This is a genomic window from Pseudoduganella sp. GW821-FHT12E03, from assembly GCF_058807115.1.
Map to the genome: position 1 here is coordinate 52,179 of NZ_JBXAQJ010000019.1, position 19,451 is coordinate 71,629.

The 19,451-nt window shown below is 65.6% G+C and carries 7 protein-coding genes and 1 riboswitch; of the genes, 4 read left to right on the top strand and 3 right to left on the bottom strand.

Annotation, left to right across the window (positions count from 1 at the left end; all coding sequences use genetic code 11):
• The first annotated feature begins 60 nt into the window (after nt 1–60).
• Nucleotides 61–181, top strand: a riboswitch (yybP-ykoY riboswitch).
• A gap of 97 nt (nt 182–278) precedes the next feature.
• The gene (locus tag AC1RRC_RS31715) at nt 279–854 is read left to right on the top strand and encodes a TMEM165/GDT1 family protein (RefSeq protein WP_493059817.1); all 576 of its coding nucleotides are present in this window, start codon (nt 279–281) and stop codon (nt 852–854) included.
• A gap of 154 nt (nt 855–1,008) precedes the next feature.
• On the opposite strand, the gene AC1RRC_RS31720 is transcribed toward AC1RRC_RS31715, so the two are convergent.
• Nucleotides 1,009–9,900 carry a GH36-type glycosyl hydrolase domain-containing protein gene (locus AC1RRC_RS31720; RefSeq protein ID WP_493059819.1) on the bottom strand — a complete coding sequence of 2,964 codons (8,892 nt, stop codon included), beginning with the start codon at nt 9,898–9,900 and terminating at the stop codon, nt 1,009–1,011.
• A gap of 206 nt (nt 9,901–10,106) precedes the next feature.
• On the bottom strand, nt 10,107–12,200 hold the full coding sequence (locus AC1RRC_RS31725) for an aminotransferase class V-fold PLP-dependent enzyme (protein ID WP_493059821.1): 2,094 nt from the start codon (nt 12,198–12,200) through the stop codon (nt 10,107–10,109).
• A 127-nt stretch (nt 12,201–12,327) separates the two neighbouring features.
• Between AC1RRC_RS31725 and AC1RRC_RS31730 the strand changes: the two genes are divergently transcribed.
• The 3 genes from AC1RRC_RS31730 to AC1RRC_RS31740 all read left to right on the top strand — a co-directional run bounded on the left by AC1RRC_RS31730 (nt 12,328) and on the right by AC1RRC_RS31740 (nt 16,096).
• The gene (locus AC1RRC_RS31730) at nt 12,328–12,813 is read left to right on the top strand and encodes an Lrp/AsnC family transcriptional regulator (RefSeq protein ID WP_493059823.1); all 486 of its coding nucleotides are present in this window, start codon (nt 12,328–12,330) and stop codon (nt 12,811–12,813) included.
• A gap of 5 nt (nt 12,814–12,818) precedes the next feature.
• The gene (locus AC1RRC_RS31735) at nt 12,819–13,997 is read left to right on the top strand and encodes an HPP family protein (protein ID WP_493059824.1); all 1,179 of its coding nucleotides are present in this window, start codon (nt 12,819–12,821) and stop codon (nt 13,995–13,997) included.
• Nucleotides 13,998–14,281: 284 nt separating this feature from the next.
• On the top strand, nt 14,282–16,096 hold the full coding sequence (locus AC1RRC_RS31740; protein WP_493059825.1) for a DUF885 domain-containing protein: 1,815 nt from the start codon (nt 14,282–14,284) through the stop codon (nt 16,094–16,096).
• Between the two features lie 141 nt (nt 16,097–16,237).
• Here the strand turns inward: AC1RRC_RS31740 and AC1RRC_RS31745 are convergent, their stop codons facing one another.
• A complete protein-coding gene (locus AC1RRC_RS31745; protein WP_493059827.1) occupies nt 16,238–19,420 on the bottom strand; it encodes a response regulator in 3,183 nt (1,060 codons plus the stop codon).
• Nucleotides 19,421–19,451 lie beyond the last annotated feature (31 nt).

Genomic DNA, 19,451 nt, shown 5'->3' on the forward strand with positions numbered 1-19,451 from the left:
GTCACCGGCTCCCCGGCGGGCGCGGTGCAGCATAGCACAGGGGCCGCACGCACTGTGTTACCATGCTGGCCTGAACTTTGGGGAGTAGTCAGCTTCCGGCCTCCGGAAGAACCCGCGTCAACATAATCGGCCCGCAGGCCGTGGCGCGAGTGGCCTTGCACATCACATGCGCGCACGGCTTGACGAGACCATTGATCTTGCGCGGCCACCATTTACGCAGACAGGGCCGGAGCCGCGCATGGATCAATCGGTCTATTCCGGCCCCCTGCGCATTCATCATGGAAGCATTCCTGATCTCCACCGGCATCGTCGCCCTGGCCGAAATCGGCGACAAAACCCAGTTGCTGGCCTTTTGCCTGGCCGCGCAATTCCGCCGTCCCGTCCCGATCGTACTGGGCATTTTTGTCGCCACCATCGTCAACCACGCCTTTGCCGGCGCGCTCGGCGCATTGATTACCGGCTGGCTCGGCCCCGACGTGCTGCGCTGGGTACTGGGCCTGTCCTTCATTGCCATGGCGGGCTGGATGCTGGTCCCCGACACCATTGACGAAGACGACCAGCCGGCCGCGAAATACGGCGTGTTCGTGGCCACCGTGATCGCGTTCTTTTTGGCCGAGATGGGCGACAAGACGCAGATCGCGACCGTCGCGCTGGCGGCCCGGTTTGACAGTCTGGTGGCGGTCGTCGCGGGCACCACGTTCGGCATGATGCTGGCGAATGTGCCGGCGGTGTATCTCGGCAAGGGCGTGGCGGACCGGATTCCGCTCAAACTGGTGCACGGGATCGCGGCGCTGATATTCGCCGCGCTGGGCGTGGCGACCTTGCTGGGGGCGGGCGACCGCTGGCTGGGCTGACAGCGGGGAAGCTGCTGTTCCCCCACTGCCACTCGAACTGGCGGGGCCGGGCCGCGCGCAATGGCGGCTTCCGCAAAAGGCGTCGTGCCAGCATGAAGGTACTGCCCGCGTTGGCGGCGACGCACGCATGGCGGCTTTGCTCCGCAAATCCGCCCTACGCAATCCGATCCGCAGTTGATGGCCCCCTCGGCGCCACCAGCACCACCTTGTGCACCTGGCCATCATCGACCAGCGCAATCTCCATCCCGCGCTGCGCCACGCCATCGACGGTCAGTGCGGCGCCCGCTGACGCTTCGCGCGTCACGTCGATTTCATAGGTGCTGCCGCCATACCGGTAGCTGACCGAGAATCCATCCCACTCATCGGGAATGCGCGGCTGCAGGAACAGCCGGTCGGCGGCGCGGGTCACGCCCAGCAGGGATTCCAGGATCAGGCGGTACATCCAGCCCGACGACCCCGTGTACCAGCTCCAGCCGCCGCGCCCGATGTGCGGCGCCACCGCGTACACGTCGGCCGTCACCACATACGGTTCAACCTTGTAGACCGCGCTGCGCTCGGCAGTGGAACCGTGCTGCACCGGGTTAATCATGCGCATCAATTCCCACGCGCGCTGCACGTCGCCCATTTTCGCGAACGCCATCACGGTCCAGATCGCGGCGTGCGTGTACTGGCCGCCGTTTTCCCGCACGCCCGGCACATAGCCGCGGATATAGCCGGGGTTCAAATCGGCCTTGTCGAAGGGCGGGTCGAGCAGCTGGATCAGCCCGAAGTCGCGCCGCACCAGGCGGCCGTCGACTTGCTGCATGGCGCCCGCCACCCGTTCACGGTTGGCGGCGCCGGACAGGATGCCCCAGCTTTGCGAAATCGAATCGATCTGGCATTCCTCGTTGTCGTGCGATCCCAGCGGCGTGCCATCGTCGAAGTAGGCGCGGCGGTACCATTGGCCATCCCACGCATGCTGTTCGATGTTGGCGGCCAGCTTGCGGGCTTCTTCGCGGCACTCGGATGCGAACGCGCCATCGAGCCGTACGTCCGCCACATCGGCAAAGCGCTGCAGCACGTCGATCAGGAACCACGCCAGCCACACGCTTTCGCCCTTGCCTTCTTCACCGACCTTATCCATGCCGTCGTTCCAGTCGCACGAACCAATCAGCGGCAAGCCATGCGCGCCGAAGCGCAAGCCATTGCGGATCGCGCGCATGCAGTGTTCATAGACGTCGCCGGTTTGCGCCGAACGGGTCGGCAAGTCGTAATACGAATCCTCCTCGGGTTTCACAGGGCGTCCTTCGAGGAAATGCGCGGTGTCATTGAGGATGGTGGTGTCGCCCGTGGTGGAAATGTAGCGCGCCACCGCCAGCGGCAGCCACAGGTAGTCGTCCGAACAATGGGTGCGCACGCCCCGGTCCGATGGCGGATGCCACCAGTGCTGCACATCGCCTTCCAGGAACTGGTGCGCGCAGCACAGCACGATATGGTCGCGCAGGATTTTCGGTTCGGTGTGCACCATCGCCATCGCATCCTGCAACTGGTCACGGAAGCCGAACGCGCCGCCGGACTGGTAATAGCCGCTACGCGCCCACATGCGGCAGGCAATGGTCTGGTACATCAGCCAGCCGTTGGCAATCACATCCAGCGCCGGTTCCGGCGTTTTCACCTGCACCGCGTTCAATACGCGGTTCCAGTGCGCGTGCACGGCCGCCAGCGCTTCATGCGACGCCGCCAGCCGGCCATGCTTCAGCACCAGGCTGGATGCATCGGCATTGCGCCGGCCGCCCAGCCCCAGCACAAACACGATTTCCCGTTCCTGGCCCGGCAACAGGTCCAGCGGCACCTGGATCGCACCGCAACTGTCCAGGCCCGTGCCAACCCGGCCCGACAAGCGGGCGCGCTTGAGCGCCTGCGGATTGGCCAGGGTGCCGTTACGGCCCACGAATTCGGTGCGGTCCGCCGTCACGGATCGGATCGCCGCATCGGCATGGAAGAACGCCACCCGGCCGGTAAATTCCGTGTTGTACGGGTTTTTCGCCAGCAGCGCGCCGCTGGCCGCATCGACTTCCGTGATGATGTGCATGCCGGATTTCGAGCGCATGTCGCCCAGCACCCACTCCACATAGCCCGTGACGGACAGGCGGCGGTTGACCAGCGATTCATTGCGCACCTTGACCACCGAATAACGCACCGGCGCATCGAGCGCGACGAACGCCGTCAATTCGGTGGTGATGCCCGCTTCCGTATGTTCAAACACACTGTAGCCAAAGCCGTGCCGCGTCACATAGTCGCCGCTGCCGCGCGCCGGCAGGGCGGACGGCGACCAGACCTGGCCACTATGCTCGTCGCGGATATAAAACGCTTCGCCGCTGCCGTCGGAAACCGGGTCGTTATGCCACGGTGTCAGGCGGTATTCATGCGCGTTTTCCTGCCACGTATACGCCTGGCCGCTCTCGGAAATCACGCTGCCGAACTGCGGATTGGCCAGGACGTTGGACCATGGCGCCGGCGTGCGCTGGCGCGCATTGGTGACGATCACGTATTCACGCCCATCCGGCGCAAAGCCGCCGATGCCGTTGTCGAGCAGCAGGTGCTGCGGCCGGCGCGTGTGCTGTCCCGCATCGGCGTATTCGCCGCGCGCATCGGCCAGCAGCGGCGGCATGCGCAGCGCGGCGGGGCCGGGGCGTTTGATCTGCTCGGCCAGGGTGCCGCGCTCGTCGCTGATGATGACCCTTGCCACCGATTGCAGCAGGATGCGGTCATCCGGCGCGATCTGGTCGCCCTGGCGCACAAAGATGCCGCCCGGACGGTCGATCGCCTGGGCATCGATGCCGGACGCGATCAAACCCATGATCTGGTCGTGCAGCGCCTGGCGGTAACCGGAATTGTCTTCGTACCAGATCACCAGGTCCACCACCAGGCCTTTCAGGCGCCAGTAGGCGTGCGCCTGCACCATCTGGCGCGCCAGTTCGATATTCGCGGGATCGCGGATTTGCAGCAGGACGATCGGCAAGTCGCCGGAAATCGCGTACGCCCACAAGCCGGACTGGCCGCGCTGGTTGCGCACCAGGACCGACGGGTCGGCGCGCAGCGCGGCATTCGGGTAAATCACGCTGTTGGCCAGGCGGCCATACAGTTGCGCATCGGTTTCGCTGGCATTCAACTGGCGCAGCACCACCTGGCTGTGGGTCCACGCCAGTTCGAAGACGCGGTCGGCCAGGTGGCGGTCCTGGTATTTGTCGATCAAATGCAGCGCCGCATCGCGCGTGTCGGTCATGCCGGTGACGATATCGACCACGGCCGATTCATCCGGCTCCAGGGTAATGCGGTAGCGGATCGCGACAATCGGGTCCAGCACAGAACCTTCGGCGCCGGACAGCGGCTCCATGTCTTGCAGGGCGCGCGGCGCCATGGCGGTGTTGCCACGGCCGATGAAGCGCGAGCGGTCGGTTTCATACGACACGCTGGCCACCGCCGCATCGTGCAAGGTCATCAAATGCAGCATGAAGGGAGGGTTCTCTCCTTTGGCGCGCGCACGGCGCGTGCACAGGATGGCGGTTTCGTGCGGCAGGATTTCAGTTTGCACGAACAGCTTGCTGAACGCCGGGTGCGCCGCGTCGGCGGCGGCCGGCGCCATCACCACTTCCGCAAAGCTGGTCACTTCGATGCTGCGCTTGCGGTCGGATTTATTGGTGATACGGGTGCGCCGCATCTCGATGTCATCTTCCGGCGACACCACCATTTCCGTGTACAGCTCCAGTTCGCGGTCGGTGCGGCGGAATTCGGCCCGTCCTTCCGAGAAGATCACTTCATATTTGCGCGGCTCGGCCAAGGTCGGGTGGTAGGTGGTGGACCAGTACGCGCCATCGTCGAGGTCGCGCACATAGCAGAACTGGCCCCAGTTGTCGCGCGTGCTGTCTTCGCGCCAGCGCGTCACGGACAGGTTGTTCCAGCGGCTGTAGCTGCCGCCGGCATTGGTCACCATCACGTGGTAGCGGCCATTGGACAGCAGCTGGGTTTCCGGCACCGGCGTGTTGGATTGCGTCAGGATCCGCATCGGCAGCATGCTTTGTTCTTGCGCCGTGCTGCGGATCGCGGCCTGTTCCGCCGTGCTGGAATAGAACGCACCGGCCTGCGGACTGCGTTCCTGCAGCACCAGCAGGGTCGCCTGCAATTGCGGGTCGGACTCGAAGCGGCGCTGCATCGGCCGGTCATGCAGCAGGTACGACAGCGCCAGCAAGCCCATGCCCTGGTGGTGCACCATGAAGGAACGGATCACCGCATGGCTCTGGCCGCGCGGCAGGCGCGCCTGCGTGTAATCGATGGCTTCGTAGAAGCCATAGCGGCCCATGAAGCCCAGCGCCGCCATTTTCTGCAAGTTGGCGGTGGACGCTTCCGGGTGCACCATTAAGCCCAGCATGGTGGCGTACGGCGCGATCACGAGGTCGTCGCCGAGGCCGCGTTTCAGGCCCAGCCCCGGCACGCCAAAGGCGCGGTACTGGTAATTGAGCGCCGCATCGGTGGTGTTGTAGCCGGATTCGGAAACGCCCCATGGCACGCTGCGCTGTTTGCCATAGTCGATTTGCGCGGTGATGACGGACCGGTAAGTCTGGTCCAGCAGGGTTTCCGGATAGGTCGGCATCACCAGCAGCGGCATCAGGTATTCGAACATCGAACCGGACCACGACAGCAACACCGGTTCGCCATTGAGGATGCACAGCTGGCGGCCCAAAGCGAACCAGTGTTCCTGCGGCAGCTGGCCCTGTGCAATGGCGACAAAGCTGGCCAGCCGCACTTCCGACGCCAGCAAATCGTAATAGCTGGCGTCCAGCCGGCGTTCCGAGACGTTGTAGCCGATCGCCAGCAGTTTCGTGGTGGGATTGAACAGGAAACCATATTCGATTTGCGCGAACTGGCCGCATTCGCGCCCCAGTTCTTCGAGTTGCGCGATCCGGCTGCGCGCCAGCTTGCTGCCCTGCGCCACCAGCCGCGCCAGGACATCCTGGCGCTCCCGTTCCGCCGGCGCCAGGTCCGACTGCGCGGCCGCGGCGCCCTGGTGATCCATCTCCGCCAGCTGGCGCAAGGTCGGCATGCGCACCAGGTTGGCGTCAAACACTTCACCCGCCGTGATCCACGGCGCCAGCGCCAGCAAGTCCTCCAGTGCTGCGCGGCACTGGCTGCGCAGCGCGGCGGCCCAGTACTGCACGGACGGGTCGGCGCCATCGGGCTGATACGCATCGGCCGCGCGCACGGCGCGCTCCAGGCACACGTGCATTTCCAGCAAGGTGGACGGGAACAGTGGCTGCAGGCCGGCGAATTCGCGGCCCAGCGCCAGCAGGGAATCGGGCAACTGCACGGACAACTGCCCTGATGCCGGCGCGGATGACGGCGCGGACGGTTGCGCCGCCCCGGCGGCGCCCGCGGGCGAGACACCCAGAGTGGCCACCGTGTCCGCCAGCACCTGTATGGTGGTGGCAATCCCCTGCAATAGCTGGGCGCCGGCTATCGGCTGGTCGATCTGATGCAGCAAGCCTTGCTGCAAGGTCAGCAAGTGCCCGGCCAGGTTGCCGCTGTCGACCGACGAAATGTAGATCGGATGCAGCGGCTTCATGGTCACGGTGTCATACCAGTTATAAAAGTGGCCCTGGTGCCGTTCCAGCTTCGCCATGCTGTCCAGCGTATTGAAGGTGCGGGCAATCAGTTGCGCCCCGCAGATATAGCCGAAATCGTGCGCGCTTAAATTGGCCAGCAGCGCCATGCCCATGTTGGTGGGCGAGGTGCGGTGGGCAATCGCCTGGGTTGGCTGTTCCTGCACGTTATCGGGCGGCAGCCAGTTATCGTCCGGCCCGACAAAGGTGTCGAAATACGCCCAGGTACGGCGTGCCACCATGTGCAGGAACACGCCCTGCTCGTTCGACAATTCCGCCAGTTCGCGCGGTTGCGGGCGGCTGATCCACCAGGCGACCAGCGGCGCGGCCAGCCACGCCAGCAACAGTGGCGCCGCGGCGGCCAGCGCGCCTGGCTGCCACAGCGCCAGCGCGACGCCGATGGCGATCGCTGCGGCCGGCGAAATCCACATCGTGCGCCAATAGTCGGCTGGCGCGTTACCGCCATGCGACAGGGCGGAGGCGCGCCACTGCAGCATCCGGCGCTTCGAGACCAGCAAGCGCCACGCCGTGCGGCCGATCGCATCGAGGCTGACATAGGTTTCATACGGCAGGAACACCATGGTCAGCAGCGCGTGTGCGAAATGCAGGCGGCTGCGCCACAGCGATTGCGCAATGTGCTGGCTCCACAGCGTGTCGCGCGGACGGTTCAGCAAGTCATACAGGCTGGACGCCAGCGGCGGCACGAAGACCACGGCCAGCACCGCCACGGTCCAGTACCACGGTTCCGGCAGCACGCTCCAGGCCAGCAGCAGCGCCAGCACCAGCACCGGCGGCACCAGGCTGCGGCGCAGGTTATCGAACAGCTTCCAGCGCGACAGCCACGACAGCGGATTGCGTTCGCGTCCGGCAGGCCGGCCATCGACGCCCGGCAGCGGGGTGCGCGGCATCAGCCACGACAGCAATTGCCAGTCGCCCCGCGTCCAGCGCTGGCGGCGCAGGATATCGTCGCTGTAGCTGGCCGGGTATTGCTCATACAGTTGCGCATCGCTCAGCAAACCGGCGCGCAGGTAGCAGCCTTCCAGCAAGTCGTGGCTGAGGATGCGGTTGTCCGGCAGGCGCCCGCCCAGCACCTGTTCAAACACGTCCACATCGTAAATGCCCTTGCCGATAAACGAGCCTTCGTAAAACACATCCTGGTACACGTCCGACACGGTGCGGGTGTAGGGATCGATGCCCGGCTCGCCGCCGCACAGGCGCTCGTAGCGCGACGCGTGTTCGCTTGGCAGGCTGACCGCCACGCGCGGCTGCAAAATGCCATAGCCATCGATCACGCGGTTGTGTTGCGGGTCGACGCAGGGCCGGTTCAGCGGGTGCTGCATCGAGGCCACGAACTGGCGCGCCGCGTCGCGCGGCAAGCGGGTGTCGGTATCGAGCGTGATCACATAGCGGATGGTTTCCAGGTCATCGACGTCGCCCACCACCAGCGAGAAGCAGTCGCGCGCGCCGCCGCGCAGGTAGCGGTTCAAGTCGGCCAGCTTGCCGCGCTTGCGTTCCCGGCCCATCCACGCGCCTTCGGACGGATTCCAGGTACGGGGGCGGTGCAATAGCAGGAAGGGGCCGGCCGGGGCGTTGCCGGCCGGCGGCACGGTCGGCGCCGCCCCCGGCGGCGTGGCGTCCGCACCCGGCGTGTATTTCCCATTGAGGCGGCGGATATGGTCTTGCGCGTGCTGCAGCAGGGCCGCATCGCCCGGCAGGCTCTCTTCTTTCGCATCGGCGAAATCCGTCAACAGGCAAAAGCGCAAATTCGGATCACGGTTGGCCAGGAAGCGCACTTCCATCTGTTCGGCCAGTTCATCGACATTCTCCTTGCTGAAGATCAGCGTGGGCACCACCACCAGGGCGCGCGCATCGGCGGGAATGCCGTTGCGGTAATCCATGCGCGGCAACGGGTTCGGCCGCGTCAGCAAGGTGGCGGCCCAGTTGGCCAGCGCCAGCGCCAGCTGGCTGCCCGCCGCCACCGCCAGGATGGCCAGCAGCGCCAGCGCCCAGTGCTCGACGCCGTCGCGCAGGGCGCGCTCCACGGCCAGCCCGGCCAGCAACACAGTCATGGCGGCCACCGCCCCCAGGTAGGAGGTCAGGGGCGACGCGCGCGACGTCTGTTGCAGTGCGATGCCCAGCGGCCAGCGCACGCCGGCCTGCTTTTCCAGCAGCAGCACGCCGCGGCCGATCAGGTAATAGCCGACGTGGCCAAGGCGCGGATCAGCCTGGAACCGGGCGCCATTGCTGTGCGTATTGCCATGCTTGCTTTGCGCCAGCTCCACCGCCATCGCGGCAATTTCGCGTTCGCTGTGGGGGGAGCGGCGCGCGAGTTTTTCAATCACGTGGCGGTACTGGTCGCGCGTGGAGAAATCCATGTCGCCATAGACGCCGGACGGATCGAGGCGCAGGGTTTGTTCGACCACGCTCATGGTTTCCACGAATTCTTGCCAGTCCATGGTGCCGAGGAAACGCAGGCTGCCGATGCTGTTGGCGATCGACACCTGTTCCGCCGCCTGGGTCTGGATTTCCTGCTGGATCAACTGTTCGATGGTCATGCCGGATTCCGCCAGCCGGTGCGTCAGCCACGTCAGCGCCAGGGTCAGCGCGGGGCTCTGCCCCTGCAGGCGGCGCGCCAGTTCCGCCACGAAGCCGCTGGTCAGCGGCGGATTGGAGCGCGCCATGTCGGCCACCAGCAAGATCAGGCCGCTCGGATTTTTATCGGCGATGTCCATCATCTGGTCGGCCCAGCTGTTGGCCAGGTCGCGCTGCAGGCGGTTGTCCGCCACGCGCGCCGCCACGCGGCGCAGGTTTTCAATCAGCGCCAGGCGCAACATGATGGGAATCGCCCACAGTTCACCCAGTTTCAGTGTCGCCACTTCCTGGTAGGCATCGACGAAGCGGCACAGGCTTTCCGGATCGACCCGGCCATCGCCATGGGCAATGATTTCCAGGGCGATCTGGTACACGCGCGGCGTGCCGTCCGGGGCGCCCTGGGACAGGCGCGGTAATTCCTTGCTGTAATTTTTAGGCAGGTGGCGCCGCGCGGTGCGGATCTGGTCTTCGATCAGGTAAGAATTGTCGAGCAGCCATTCCGACGCCGGTGTGATCTGGCGCGACGATTTCACGGCGGCGGTCAGTTCGTCGCATGTTTCCGCGATCACATCCGCGTTTTCCCGCAGGCGCGCCAGCAGCCGGTCGGGGCCCTGCCGTTTGCTCAAGGCATGGCTGGCGGCCAGCACTTTGCCATGGGCCGCCATTTGCTGCGCGCTGAACAATTCCGCGCGCAATGGCGAATCATCGTCGGCGGCGCTGCCTTGTACCGCGCTCGGGGCATCTTCACGGAAACCAAACGTGAATTGACGCAAGAAATTCGGCTGCTCGTTCAACTTGGACCTCGCAATCTTACCCATGCAACGGGAAGTGAAGTATGGTCCAAGCAATGTTACGGAGGCGCGCGCCAGCCTACTGTGCGCTGACGTACATAGCAGCCGGAAGCGAGTTTCCGGCTGGCAGTGTCACGCTCTGGGGTCTGACCCCAAATGTGACAAAAGTGGACATCTTGGCCTGAAAAAATGTCCACTTTTGTCATAAACGGGGTCTGACCCCAGAGGTGACATCAGGCGGCGTGGGGGAGGTCCGGCCACATGGTTAGCGCCATGCCGCCGGCCAGGTCGTACGCCTGCGGGTGGCCCAGGCGGCGCAGGCAGGCGGCGGCCTTGGCGCTGCGGGCGCCGCTGCGGCAACAGAACACCAGCGGCGCTCCACTCCGCAGCCAGGCGCCGATCTGGCTGGTCAGGCGGTTCAACGGCACGTTCAGCACCGTGCGCCCTTCCGGGCCCGCCTGCGGCGCGCCGATGCCACTGGCCGCGTGTTCGCCGCTGTCGCGCACGTCCACCACCAGCGCATTCGGATGCAGCGCCAGTAATGCGCGCAGCGCGGTGTTGTCGAGATGCATGCCGCTGCCGGTATCGCCCGGCTGCTGGCGCGTGGCGCGCAGGCTGCCGCAGACCGGCTGGTGTTCGTCGCGCGCGGCGCACAGCAAGGTGTCGTCATGCACGAAGGCGGCCAGTTGCTGCGGCGCCGCGTGGCCGATAAAGGCGTGGCTCACCGCTGCGCGCGGCAGTGCGCCGCCGCTATCGGCGCCCAACAAATAGGCTTGCCGGCCACCGCCACAATCGGCGCGCTGCAGGCGCTGGCTACCCAGCACCAGCGCATCCCGATCCTGCGGCCAGCCGTGGCTGTCGGCGCCGGTGAGGGGTGCGCCAAGGCGCTGCGCCATCGCGCGCCACTGTTCCGGCGACACGCCGGCTTGCGCCGCATGGTGGGCCTGGGTGGACAACACCGCCAGCACGCGGCGGCCGCCGGCCTGCGCGGCAATCCGTTCTTCATGCTCGGGACGCGGATCGATCACGACACAGCCGCCACTGGCGCCATCGAGCACCAGCCAGCTGCACTCGGCGCCGCTGCCCAGTTGCAGTACCGATGGCGCGCCGGCATCGCTGCCCACGCACGGACTGCCGGCATCCAGGCCGCCGGCGCACAGGATGGCGCCACAGCGCTCGATCCGGGCACAGGCCTGCGTGATGGTGGCGTCGTCCGTCAACGGGCCAAACGACATGCGGATCGCACTGGCGCTGCGCCAGGCGGGAATGCCCATGGCTTCCAGCACATAGCTGGGCGCGGCCTTGGCCGACGAGCAGGCGCTGCCGGAACTGACACGCACCCCGGCCGCATCGAACACGTCCATCAATTCGCGGCTGGTCAGCCCCGGGACGGAAAAATTCAGGGTGGTCGGCAACGCGTGCTCCAGCGGCGCGTTGAAGACGATGCCGGGCAAGGCGCTGCGCAGGCTGGCCGCCAGGCGTTCCCGGAAGTCGCACAGCTGGTCGTGGGTGCGGAACACGCCGCCCTGCTCCAATGCCGCCAGCACCGCGTCCAGCGCGGCAATGCCGGCCATGTTTTCCGTGCCGGAGCGCTGCGCGCTTTCCTGCCCGCCGCCGACGATCAGTGGCGTAAACGGCGCGCCCTCGCGCACATACAGCAGGCCGATGCCTTTCGGCGCATACAGTTTATGGCCGGAAAACGGCGCGTAGTCGATGCGGCTGCGGGCCAGCTGCAGCCGGAACTTGCCCAGCGCCTGCACGCAATCGACCATCCAGTACGCGGCGCACCCGGTATCGGTCAACACCGCTTCGATGCCGGCGATATCGGACAGCACGCCGGTTTCGTTATTGGCCGCCATGGTGCACACCATGGCCGCCTGCGGCGCCTGGCGGCGCAGCGCGTCGAGGTCGTGCAAGCCGTCGCCATCGACCGGCAGCGCCGCCAGTTCCAGGTTCAGGCCCAGCACGGTATTCCAGTGCGCCAGACTTTGCGGCACCGCCTTGTGTTCGGTCGCGCCGTACACCAGCAAGGCGCCGATCGGCTCCCCGGCGTCGCGCCGCGCACGCAGGGCGCACAGGGCCGACAGCACGGCGGTCTGGATACCTTCGGTGGCGCCGCTGTTGAACATCACGCGCCCGTTACCGGCGCCGATCACGCGCTGCGCCCGCGCCCGCGCGCCGTCCAGCAAGGCGCGCGCCTGCAGGCCCGCAGTGTGGGCGCTGCTGGGATTACCGTAGCAAATGCGCATCGCGTGCACGGCGGCGTCGATGGCGGCCGGCAAGACCGGGCTGGTGGCGTTTCCGTCGAGGTAAATTTCAGACGTCATGATGTTGATATTTGTCAAAGGCAGGTACTCAACAGTTTACGCAGGCGGACGAAACCATATATTCCAAACTTCACTGCAAAACCCACTACAATGAGCATAACCATGCTCTTTTTTTCGAATTAATAGAATGAATACACTGGACCACTACGATTACGCCATCCTCGGCGCGCTGCAGGTCGACGGCACGCTGTCGGTGGCGGAACTGGCGCAAAAGGTCGGCTTGTCCAGCACACCGTGCTGGAAGCGCTTGAAACGGCTGCAGGATGACGGCTACCTGGAGCGCCGCGTGGCCATCATCAACCGCCGCAAGACGGGCTTGCCGGTGACGGTGTTCGTCAGCGTGCGCACCAGCCAGCACGACGACAAGTGGCTGGAACGCTTTGCGCAGGCGGTGGAGGCGCTGCCGGAAGTCCAGGAATTCCACCGCATGAGCGGCGATATCGACTATCTGTTAAAAGTTGTCACCACCGATATCGAAGGGTACGACCGCTTTTACAAAAAACTGATCAAGGTGGCGCAGCTGTCCGGGGTATCATCGGCGTTCTCCATGGAACAAATCAAATACACCACGGCGCTGCCGCTGCACCTGGTCGCGCATGGCACGCCCACGTAACCGCAATGAATTTCCTGCAATCGCTCCTCCCCGCTCAAAGCCACACCTCATTCCGTGAACGCGCCCGCGCGGCCGGCGGCGCCTTTATCGGGCTGCTGCTGACCGGGCTGCTGTCGCAATTCCTGCTGGCGCATGGACCGGCCCATCTCTTCCTGGTGGGCGGCATCGGTGCGTCCGCGATCCTGCTGTTTTGCCTGCCCGCCAGCCCGCTGGCGCAACCGTGGCCGGTGGTGGGCGGCAATGTGGTGTCGGCGCTGGTGGCGGCGCTGTGCATCCGCTGGCTGGGGACCAGCGTGGCGGTGGCTGCGCTGGCGGTGGCGCTGGCGATCGCCGCCATGTTTGCCCTGCGCTGCCTGCATCCGCCGGGCGGCGGCATGGCGCTGTCGGTGGCGATGGGCGGCCCGGCAATGCAGGCGGCCGGGATCGGCTTCGCACTGGGGCCGCTGCTGCTCAATTCCGTCCTGATGGTGCTGGCGGCCATGGCCTACAACAATCTGACGGGGCGGCGCTATCCGCACACGCAGCAGGCGCCGCATCCGAATCCCCATGCGACCCGGGACCCGGTGCCGACCATGCGCCTGGGCTTTCATCCGGAAGACCTGGACACGGTGCTCAAGCAGTACAACCAGGTGCTGGACGTGTCGCGCGACGACCTCGAGGAAATCTTCCTGCGCACCGAATTGCAGGCCTATAAACGCCGCTTCGGCGTGATCCGCTGCGCCGACATCATGTCGAAGGATGTGGCGACGGCGGAATTCGGCACCGCGCTGGAATCCGCCTGGCGCGACATGCGCGGCCGCCACGTGGCGGCGCTGCCGGTGCTGAACCGCGCACGGCGCGTGATCGGCATCGTGACACAAGGCGATTTCCTCGACCGCAGCGGACTCGATGACTATGCCGGCGTGCGCACGCGGCTGCGCGGCTTCCTGCGCAAGAGCGGCGTCACGCACACGGAAAAAGCCGAAGTGGTGGGCCAGATCATGCACGGCAACCCGGTGGTGGCGCAACTCGATACCCCGGTGGTGGAACTGGTCGCGCTGATGGCCGACTCCGGCCACCACCACATCCCCGTGGTCGACCACGAAGCCCGCTTCGCCGGCATCGTCACCCAATCCGACGTCGTCGCCGCCCTCTACGAAAGCCGCCTCGCCGACGGCCCCCCCATGGGGTCAGGCGTGCATTGATGCGTTGTTCTGGTGGGGTCAGGCGTGCATTCGTGCATTGGCATGCCGCGCGGCCCCTGATGGATGCTGGAAAGCGCCAGTCCAGCATTACCTGGCATCGCGTTGGCCGGCATGCGGCGATGGCATGACATGCACCTGGCGCGGCCGCACTGGCGGGGCGTACGCCTGAATTGGCAAGGCAGGAGTGCACGAATGCACGCCTGACCCCACGGGGGAAATGCACGATTGCACGCCTGACCCCATCTGGGTATCCTTGCAGCTTCACCCTTACCCAGGAACCGCACATGAAACATCGCTTGACCCTGGCCGCGCTGGCTACCGCCGTTGCGCTGGCCTGGACGCCTGCCATCCAGGCCACGCCATCCGCCACCCATAAAGTCGAAATCGCGCCGGCCGCCAGCGCGCCCCAGGTGCAGCAGCAATTGCTGGCGCTGGCCGATGAATACTATGACGCCCTGGCGCGCTTCGATCCGGTCGGCGCCACGCAAAATGGCGACAACCGTTTCGATGACCAGCTGACCATGGATATCGCGCCGGCCGAACGCGCCAAACAGTTCGCGCTGTACCGCGGCTTCCAGAAACGCCTGCAAGCCATCGCCCGGGCGCAGTTGAATCGCAGCGACCGCATCAACTATGACGTGCTGGCGTTCGAGCTGAAATCGTTGGTTGAATCCGAGCAGTTCCCGGACCATTTGCTGCCGCTGAACCAGATGGACAGCATCCCGGTCACCTTGGCCAATTTCGCGGGCGGCGAAGCGTCGCAGCCAATCGGCACCGTCAAGGAATATGAAGCCTACCTGTCCCGCCTGGCGAAGACGCCGGCATGGATCGACCAGGCCATCGCCAATATGCGCACCGGCATGGCGAGGAAAATCGTGCTGCCAAAAGCCCTGATGGTGGCGGCGCTGCCGCAATACAAGAAACTGGTGGCGGCCGATGCGTCCAGCAGCATTTACTACACTCCGGTCACCAAACTGCCGGCCGCCTTCAGTGACGCCGACAAGCAGCGCCTGACCGCCGCCTATCGCGACACCATAGCCAACGGCCTGAATCCGGCCCTGGCGCGCCTGGCAACGTTCCTGGAGAACGAATACCTGCCGGCCTGCCGCGACACGTCCGGCTGGAACGCGCTGCCAAACGGCCGCGCATGGTACCTGGCCAACGTGGCGGAATCGACCACCACCGCCATGACCCCGGAACAGATCCACGCCATCGGCCTGAAGGAAGTCGCCCGCATCCAGCGGCAGTTTGCCGTGCTGGGCCCCAAGCTCGGCTACAACGGTCCCGCCTCCGGCTTGCCGGTGTGGGTTGGCAAGCAAGCCAAGTTCTATCCGTTCAAGACGGAAGATGAAGTGCAGGCCGTCTACCGCCAGCTCAATACGCTGCTCGACACCAAGCTGCCGCAAATGTTCACGCTGATGCCGAAGGCCAAACTGGACTTGCGCCTGGAACCGGAACTGTCGCGCGCCACCGCCTCCGACCACTACACGGCGCCGGCCGCCGATGGTTCCCGCCCGGGCGTGTTCTGGTCGGTCGTCAATGACCCGGCCAAGTACAACAGCACCGGCATGAACACGCTGTTCCTGCACGAAGGCAAACCGGGCCACCATTTCCACATCGCGCTGACGCAGGAAATGGACCAGCCGAAGTTCCGCAAATTCGGCGGCAACAATGCCTTCACCGAAGGCTGGGCGCTGTATGCGGAAACGCTGGGCAAGGACATGGGCCTGTTCGACGATCCGGCGCAATACTTCGGCCACCTCAATGACGAACTGCTGCGCGCGGTGCGCCTGGTGGTCGACACCGGCCTGCACGCGAAAGGCTGGAGCCGCGAAAAAACCATCGCGTACATGTATGAAACGCTGGGCGATGAAGACGTGGCGAAAAACCAGACCGAACGCTACATGGCGTGGCCGGGCCAGGCGCTGGGCTACAAGATCGGCTCCCTGAAAATCGTCGAATTGCGCGAGCGGGCGAAAAAGGCGCTGGGCGACAAATTCAGCCTGCCGAAGTTCCATGAGGTGGTGCTGGGCGATGGCACCGTGCCGCTGTCGCTGCTGGAAGCCAAAGTCAACGCATGGATTGCGGCGAGCAGGTAACGCAGCGTCAACGCAGGGCGGTTGCGGCCTTGGCCGAAGCCGCCATGCCGGCGTCAACGCGGCGCATGCATGGCGGCTTGCGCTGCGCGCAAACCGCCCTACGGAATCATGTCGCGTCAGGGAGTAACTTGAGGGGCCGGGTTACGCCAGCAGCGCCCACAACTCCCGGTACCTGAACGCGGCCGTCATATGCCGCAACCGCGCCGCCAGGTCCGGATGCGGTCCTTCGATCGCGGCCAGCGCCCCCGCCAGGCGGTGCTGGTCCAGCGCCAGCGCGCCTTCCTTCAGCGCCACGCGGATCTCTTCCGGCAAGCCCGCCAGTTCTTCCTTCAGCACTTCGGCCACGCTGTTGGCCGCGATGCCGCTGGCGGCCTGCGCCGGCGCGGGCGCGCGCTGGAAATGCAATCCCAGTTGATTCTCGATGTGCGCATACAGCTCATTGACGTTCAGCGGCTTGCGCAGGAAGGCGTCGGCGCCCGCATCGAGCGCCACCGTGCACTGCTCTTCAAACGCGCTGGCCGTGCACATGATGATGCGCGGCTGCGGACCATCGGCCTGGCTGCGGATGCGCCGGATCGTCGCCAGCCCGTCCAGCTGCGGCATGCGCCAGTCCATCAGCACCAGGTGCGGCGTGAAACTGTTCATGCGCGACAAGACTTCGATGCCGTCGCCCGCATAAGCCACCACAAAGCCCAGCGGCTCCAGCAATTCCCCCAGCAGCATTTGCGATTCACGGTCATCGTCCGCCACCAGCACGCGCTTGCCGCGCTGCGCCTGGTCCAGGCCCAGCACCTGGCCCAGCATCAGCGGCGCCGCCGGTGCATTGGCCGCCACCGGCAAGGTCAGTGCAAAGCGGAACATCGAGCCGCGCCCCAGTTCCGACTCGACTTCCAGTTCACCGCCCAGCAATTCCACATACTGGCGCGAAATCGCCAGCCCCAGGCCGGTGCCGCCTTCCCCGGTATGGGTTCCCACCTGGACAAACGGTTCAAAGATGCGCTGCAAATCCAGCGGCGACATGCCGACGCCGGTGTCGCGGATGGTGAACCCGACCCGGGCCTGGCCATTGTGCACTTCCGCCTGCACCCGCAACTGCACGCTGCCCTGCTGGGTGAATTTCAGCGCATTGCCCAGCAGGTTGATCAGCACCTGGCGCAGCTTGACGGAATCGACCCGCACCGCGAGCCGGCTGTCTTCCAGCACGCCGTCCAGTTCCAGCAACAGTTCCAGCCCCGCCGCCTGAGCGCGGATGCGCAGCATTTCCGCCACTTCGTCCAGCAGCCGCGCCAGGTCGGTATCGACCGGATCCAGCCGGGTGCCGCCCGCCTCGATCTTCGACAGCGCCAGCACGTCGTTAATCAGGGTCAGCAAGTGCTGGCCGGAGCGGTGGATGATTTCCAGGTTGCGCTGCTGGTCCGGCGACAGCGATTGCGTGCGCGCCATCAGCTGTGAAAACCCGATCACCGCATTGAGCGGGGTGCGTAATTCATGGCTCATCTTGGCCAGGAATTCGGATTTCACGCGGTTCGCGGTTTCCGCGGCTTTCGTCGCGGCCAGCAGGCTCGCCGTGCGCTCATCGACCAGTTCCAGCAAGTGGTCGCGGTGGCGCCGCATTTCTTCTTCCGCGTGTTTGCGTTCCGTGATGTCGTAATGGATGCCGGTCATGCGCATCGGCTGGCCCTGCGCATTGCGCAGCACCTGGCCGTCGGCCTTGATGTAGCGCAGCGTGCCATCCGGGCAGCACACGCGGAATTCAATGTCGTACGGCAGGTCCTTTTCCAGCGCAAACAGCTTGGCGCGCTCGCACAGGGCGCGGTCGTCCGGATGCACGGTGGCCAGCCAGGTGTGATGTGCGTCGCCGATGTCGCCCGGCGTCACGCCCACCATCTGGTACATGCGCTCATCCCACACCAGTTCATCGGTGGCCAGGTTCCAGTCCCAGATCCCCAGGCGCGCGGCGCGCGTGGCCAGCGCCAGCTGGTCCACCAGGCGCGCGCGGTCTTCTTCGATCCGGCGGCGCTGGTCGATATCTTCGATCAGCACATCGCAGGCCGGCGCATCGTCCGTGCCGGCCCGCACAAAGGTGGAACGCACCCAGCGCGGCAAGCCGTCGGCGCAGCGGATGCGGTGTTCCAGCTGGCTGATGGCATTGTTGTCCAGCGCCGCCGCCGCGCGCGCCGCCACTTGCGCGCGGTCCGCTTCCGGCACGATGGTCAGCCACAGGGTCTGGTCGTTTTCAAACGCTTGCGGCGGATAACCGGTCACCGCTTCGCAGCCGGAACCGTGGCCATACGAGCGCAGCGCGCCATTGGCCCGGCGCAGCGAAAACAGCTGGTGCGTGACGGCGCCCAGCAGGCGCCGGTAGCGTTCGCGGCTCTCCGACAATTCATCGGCGCTGCGGCGCAGCGCTTCGGTGCGTTCGGCCACCAGGACTTCCAGGTGCGAGCTTTGCTGCTCGAGCGCGACGCGCTGCCGGTACAAGTCGCAGAACACCCGCACCTTGGACATCAGGATCGCCGGTTCCAGCGGCTTGATCAGGTAATCCACCGCGCCCAGTTCATAGCCCTTGAATTGGGCGTCGCGCCCCTTCATGCCGGCCGTGACAAAGATGATGGGCAGGGTCGCGGTCTTGGGATTGGCGCGGATCAGTTCAGCGGTTTCAAAGCCGTCCATGCCCGGCATCTGCACATCGAGCAGCACCGCCGCGTAATCGGCGCGCAGCACGGCGCGCAGCGCTTCCGGCCCGGAATTGGCGCGCACCAGCAGCACATCGGGCAAGTCGCCCAGCATGCCTTCCAGCGCCAGCAAGTTGGCCGGCTGGTCATCGACGATCAGCAAGCGCAGCTGCTGGCCTTCCGGGCCGATACGCCGCGCCGCCAGCACGTTTTCCACCTGGTGCACATAGCGCTCGAATTCCACGATGGCGAGGCGCTGCCGGAACAGGGTGGCGAACACATTGACCTTGGCATGCAACACCACCGCTTCGATCGGCTTGACCAGGTAATCCACGGCGCCGCTTTCATAGCCGCGGAAGGCAAACTGGGCGCCATCCATTTCCGCCGTCACGAACACGATCGGCACATGGCGGGTCTTGGGATTGGCCCGCATCAGGGTGGCGGTTTCATAGCCATCCATGCCGGGCATTTGCACATCCATCAGCACCAGGCCGAATTCGCGCCGCAGCAACTGGCGCAGCGCTTCTTCGCCGCTGGTGACGGTGACGACTTCCAGGTTGCCGATGCCTTCCAGCAGGCCGGACAGTGCGAGCAGATTGTCATCGTTGTCATCGACCAGCAAGACCGGGAACGGGTGGGTGCGGTTCATGGCAAGGCTCCCATCCTGCCACGTGGCGGCA

What these genes read in the sequence shown, in the direction of transcription:
- AC1RRC_RS31715 (WP_493059817.1), top strand. Translation starts at nt 279, where the DNA reads ATGGAAGCATTCCTGATCTCCACCGGCATCGTCGCCCTGGCCGAAATC.
- AC1RRC_RS31720 (WP_493059819.1), bottom strand. Translation starts at nt 9,900, where the DNA reads ATGGGTAAGATTGCGAGGTCCAAGTTGAACGAGCAGCCGAATTTCTTG.
- AC1RRC_RS31725 (WP_493059821.1), bottom strand. Translation starts at nt 12,200, where the DNA reads ATGACGTCTGAAATTTACCTCGACGGAAACGCCACCAGCCCGGTCTTG.
- AC1RRC_RS31730 (WP_493059823.1), top strand. Translation starts at nt 12,328, where the DNA reads ATGAATACACTGGACCACTACGATTACGCCATCCTCGGCGCGCTGCAG.
- AC1RRC_RS31735 (WP_493059824.1), top strand. Translation starts at nt 12,819, where the DNA reads ATGAATTTCCTGCAATCGCTCCTCCCCGCTCAAAGCCACACCTCATTC.
- AC1RRC_RS31740 (WP_493059825.1), top strand. Translation starts at nt 14,282, where the DNA reads ATGAAACATCGCTTGACCCTGGCCGCGCTGGCTACCGCCGTTGCGCTG.
- AC1RRC_RS31745 (WP_493059827.1), bottom strand. Translation starts at nt 19,420, where the DNA reads ATGAACCGCACCCACCCGTTCCCGGTCTTGCTGGTCGATGACAACGAT.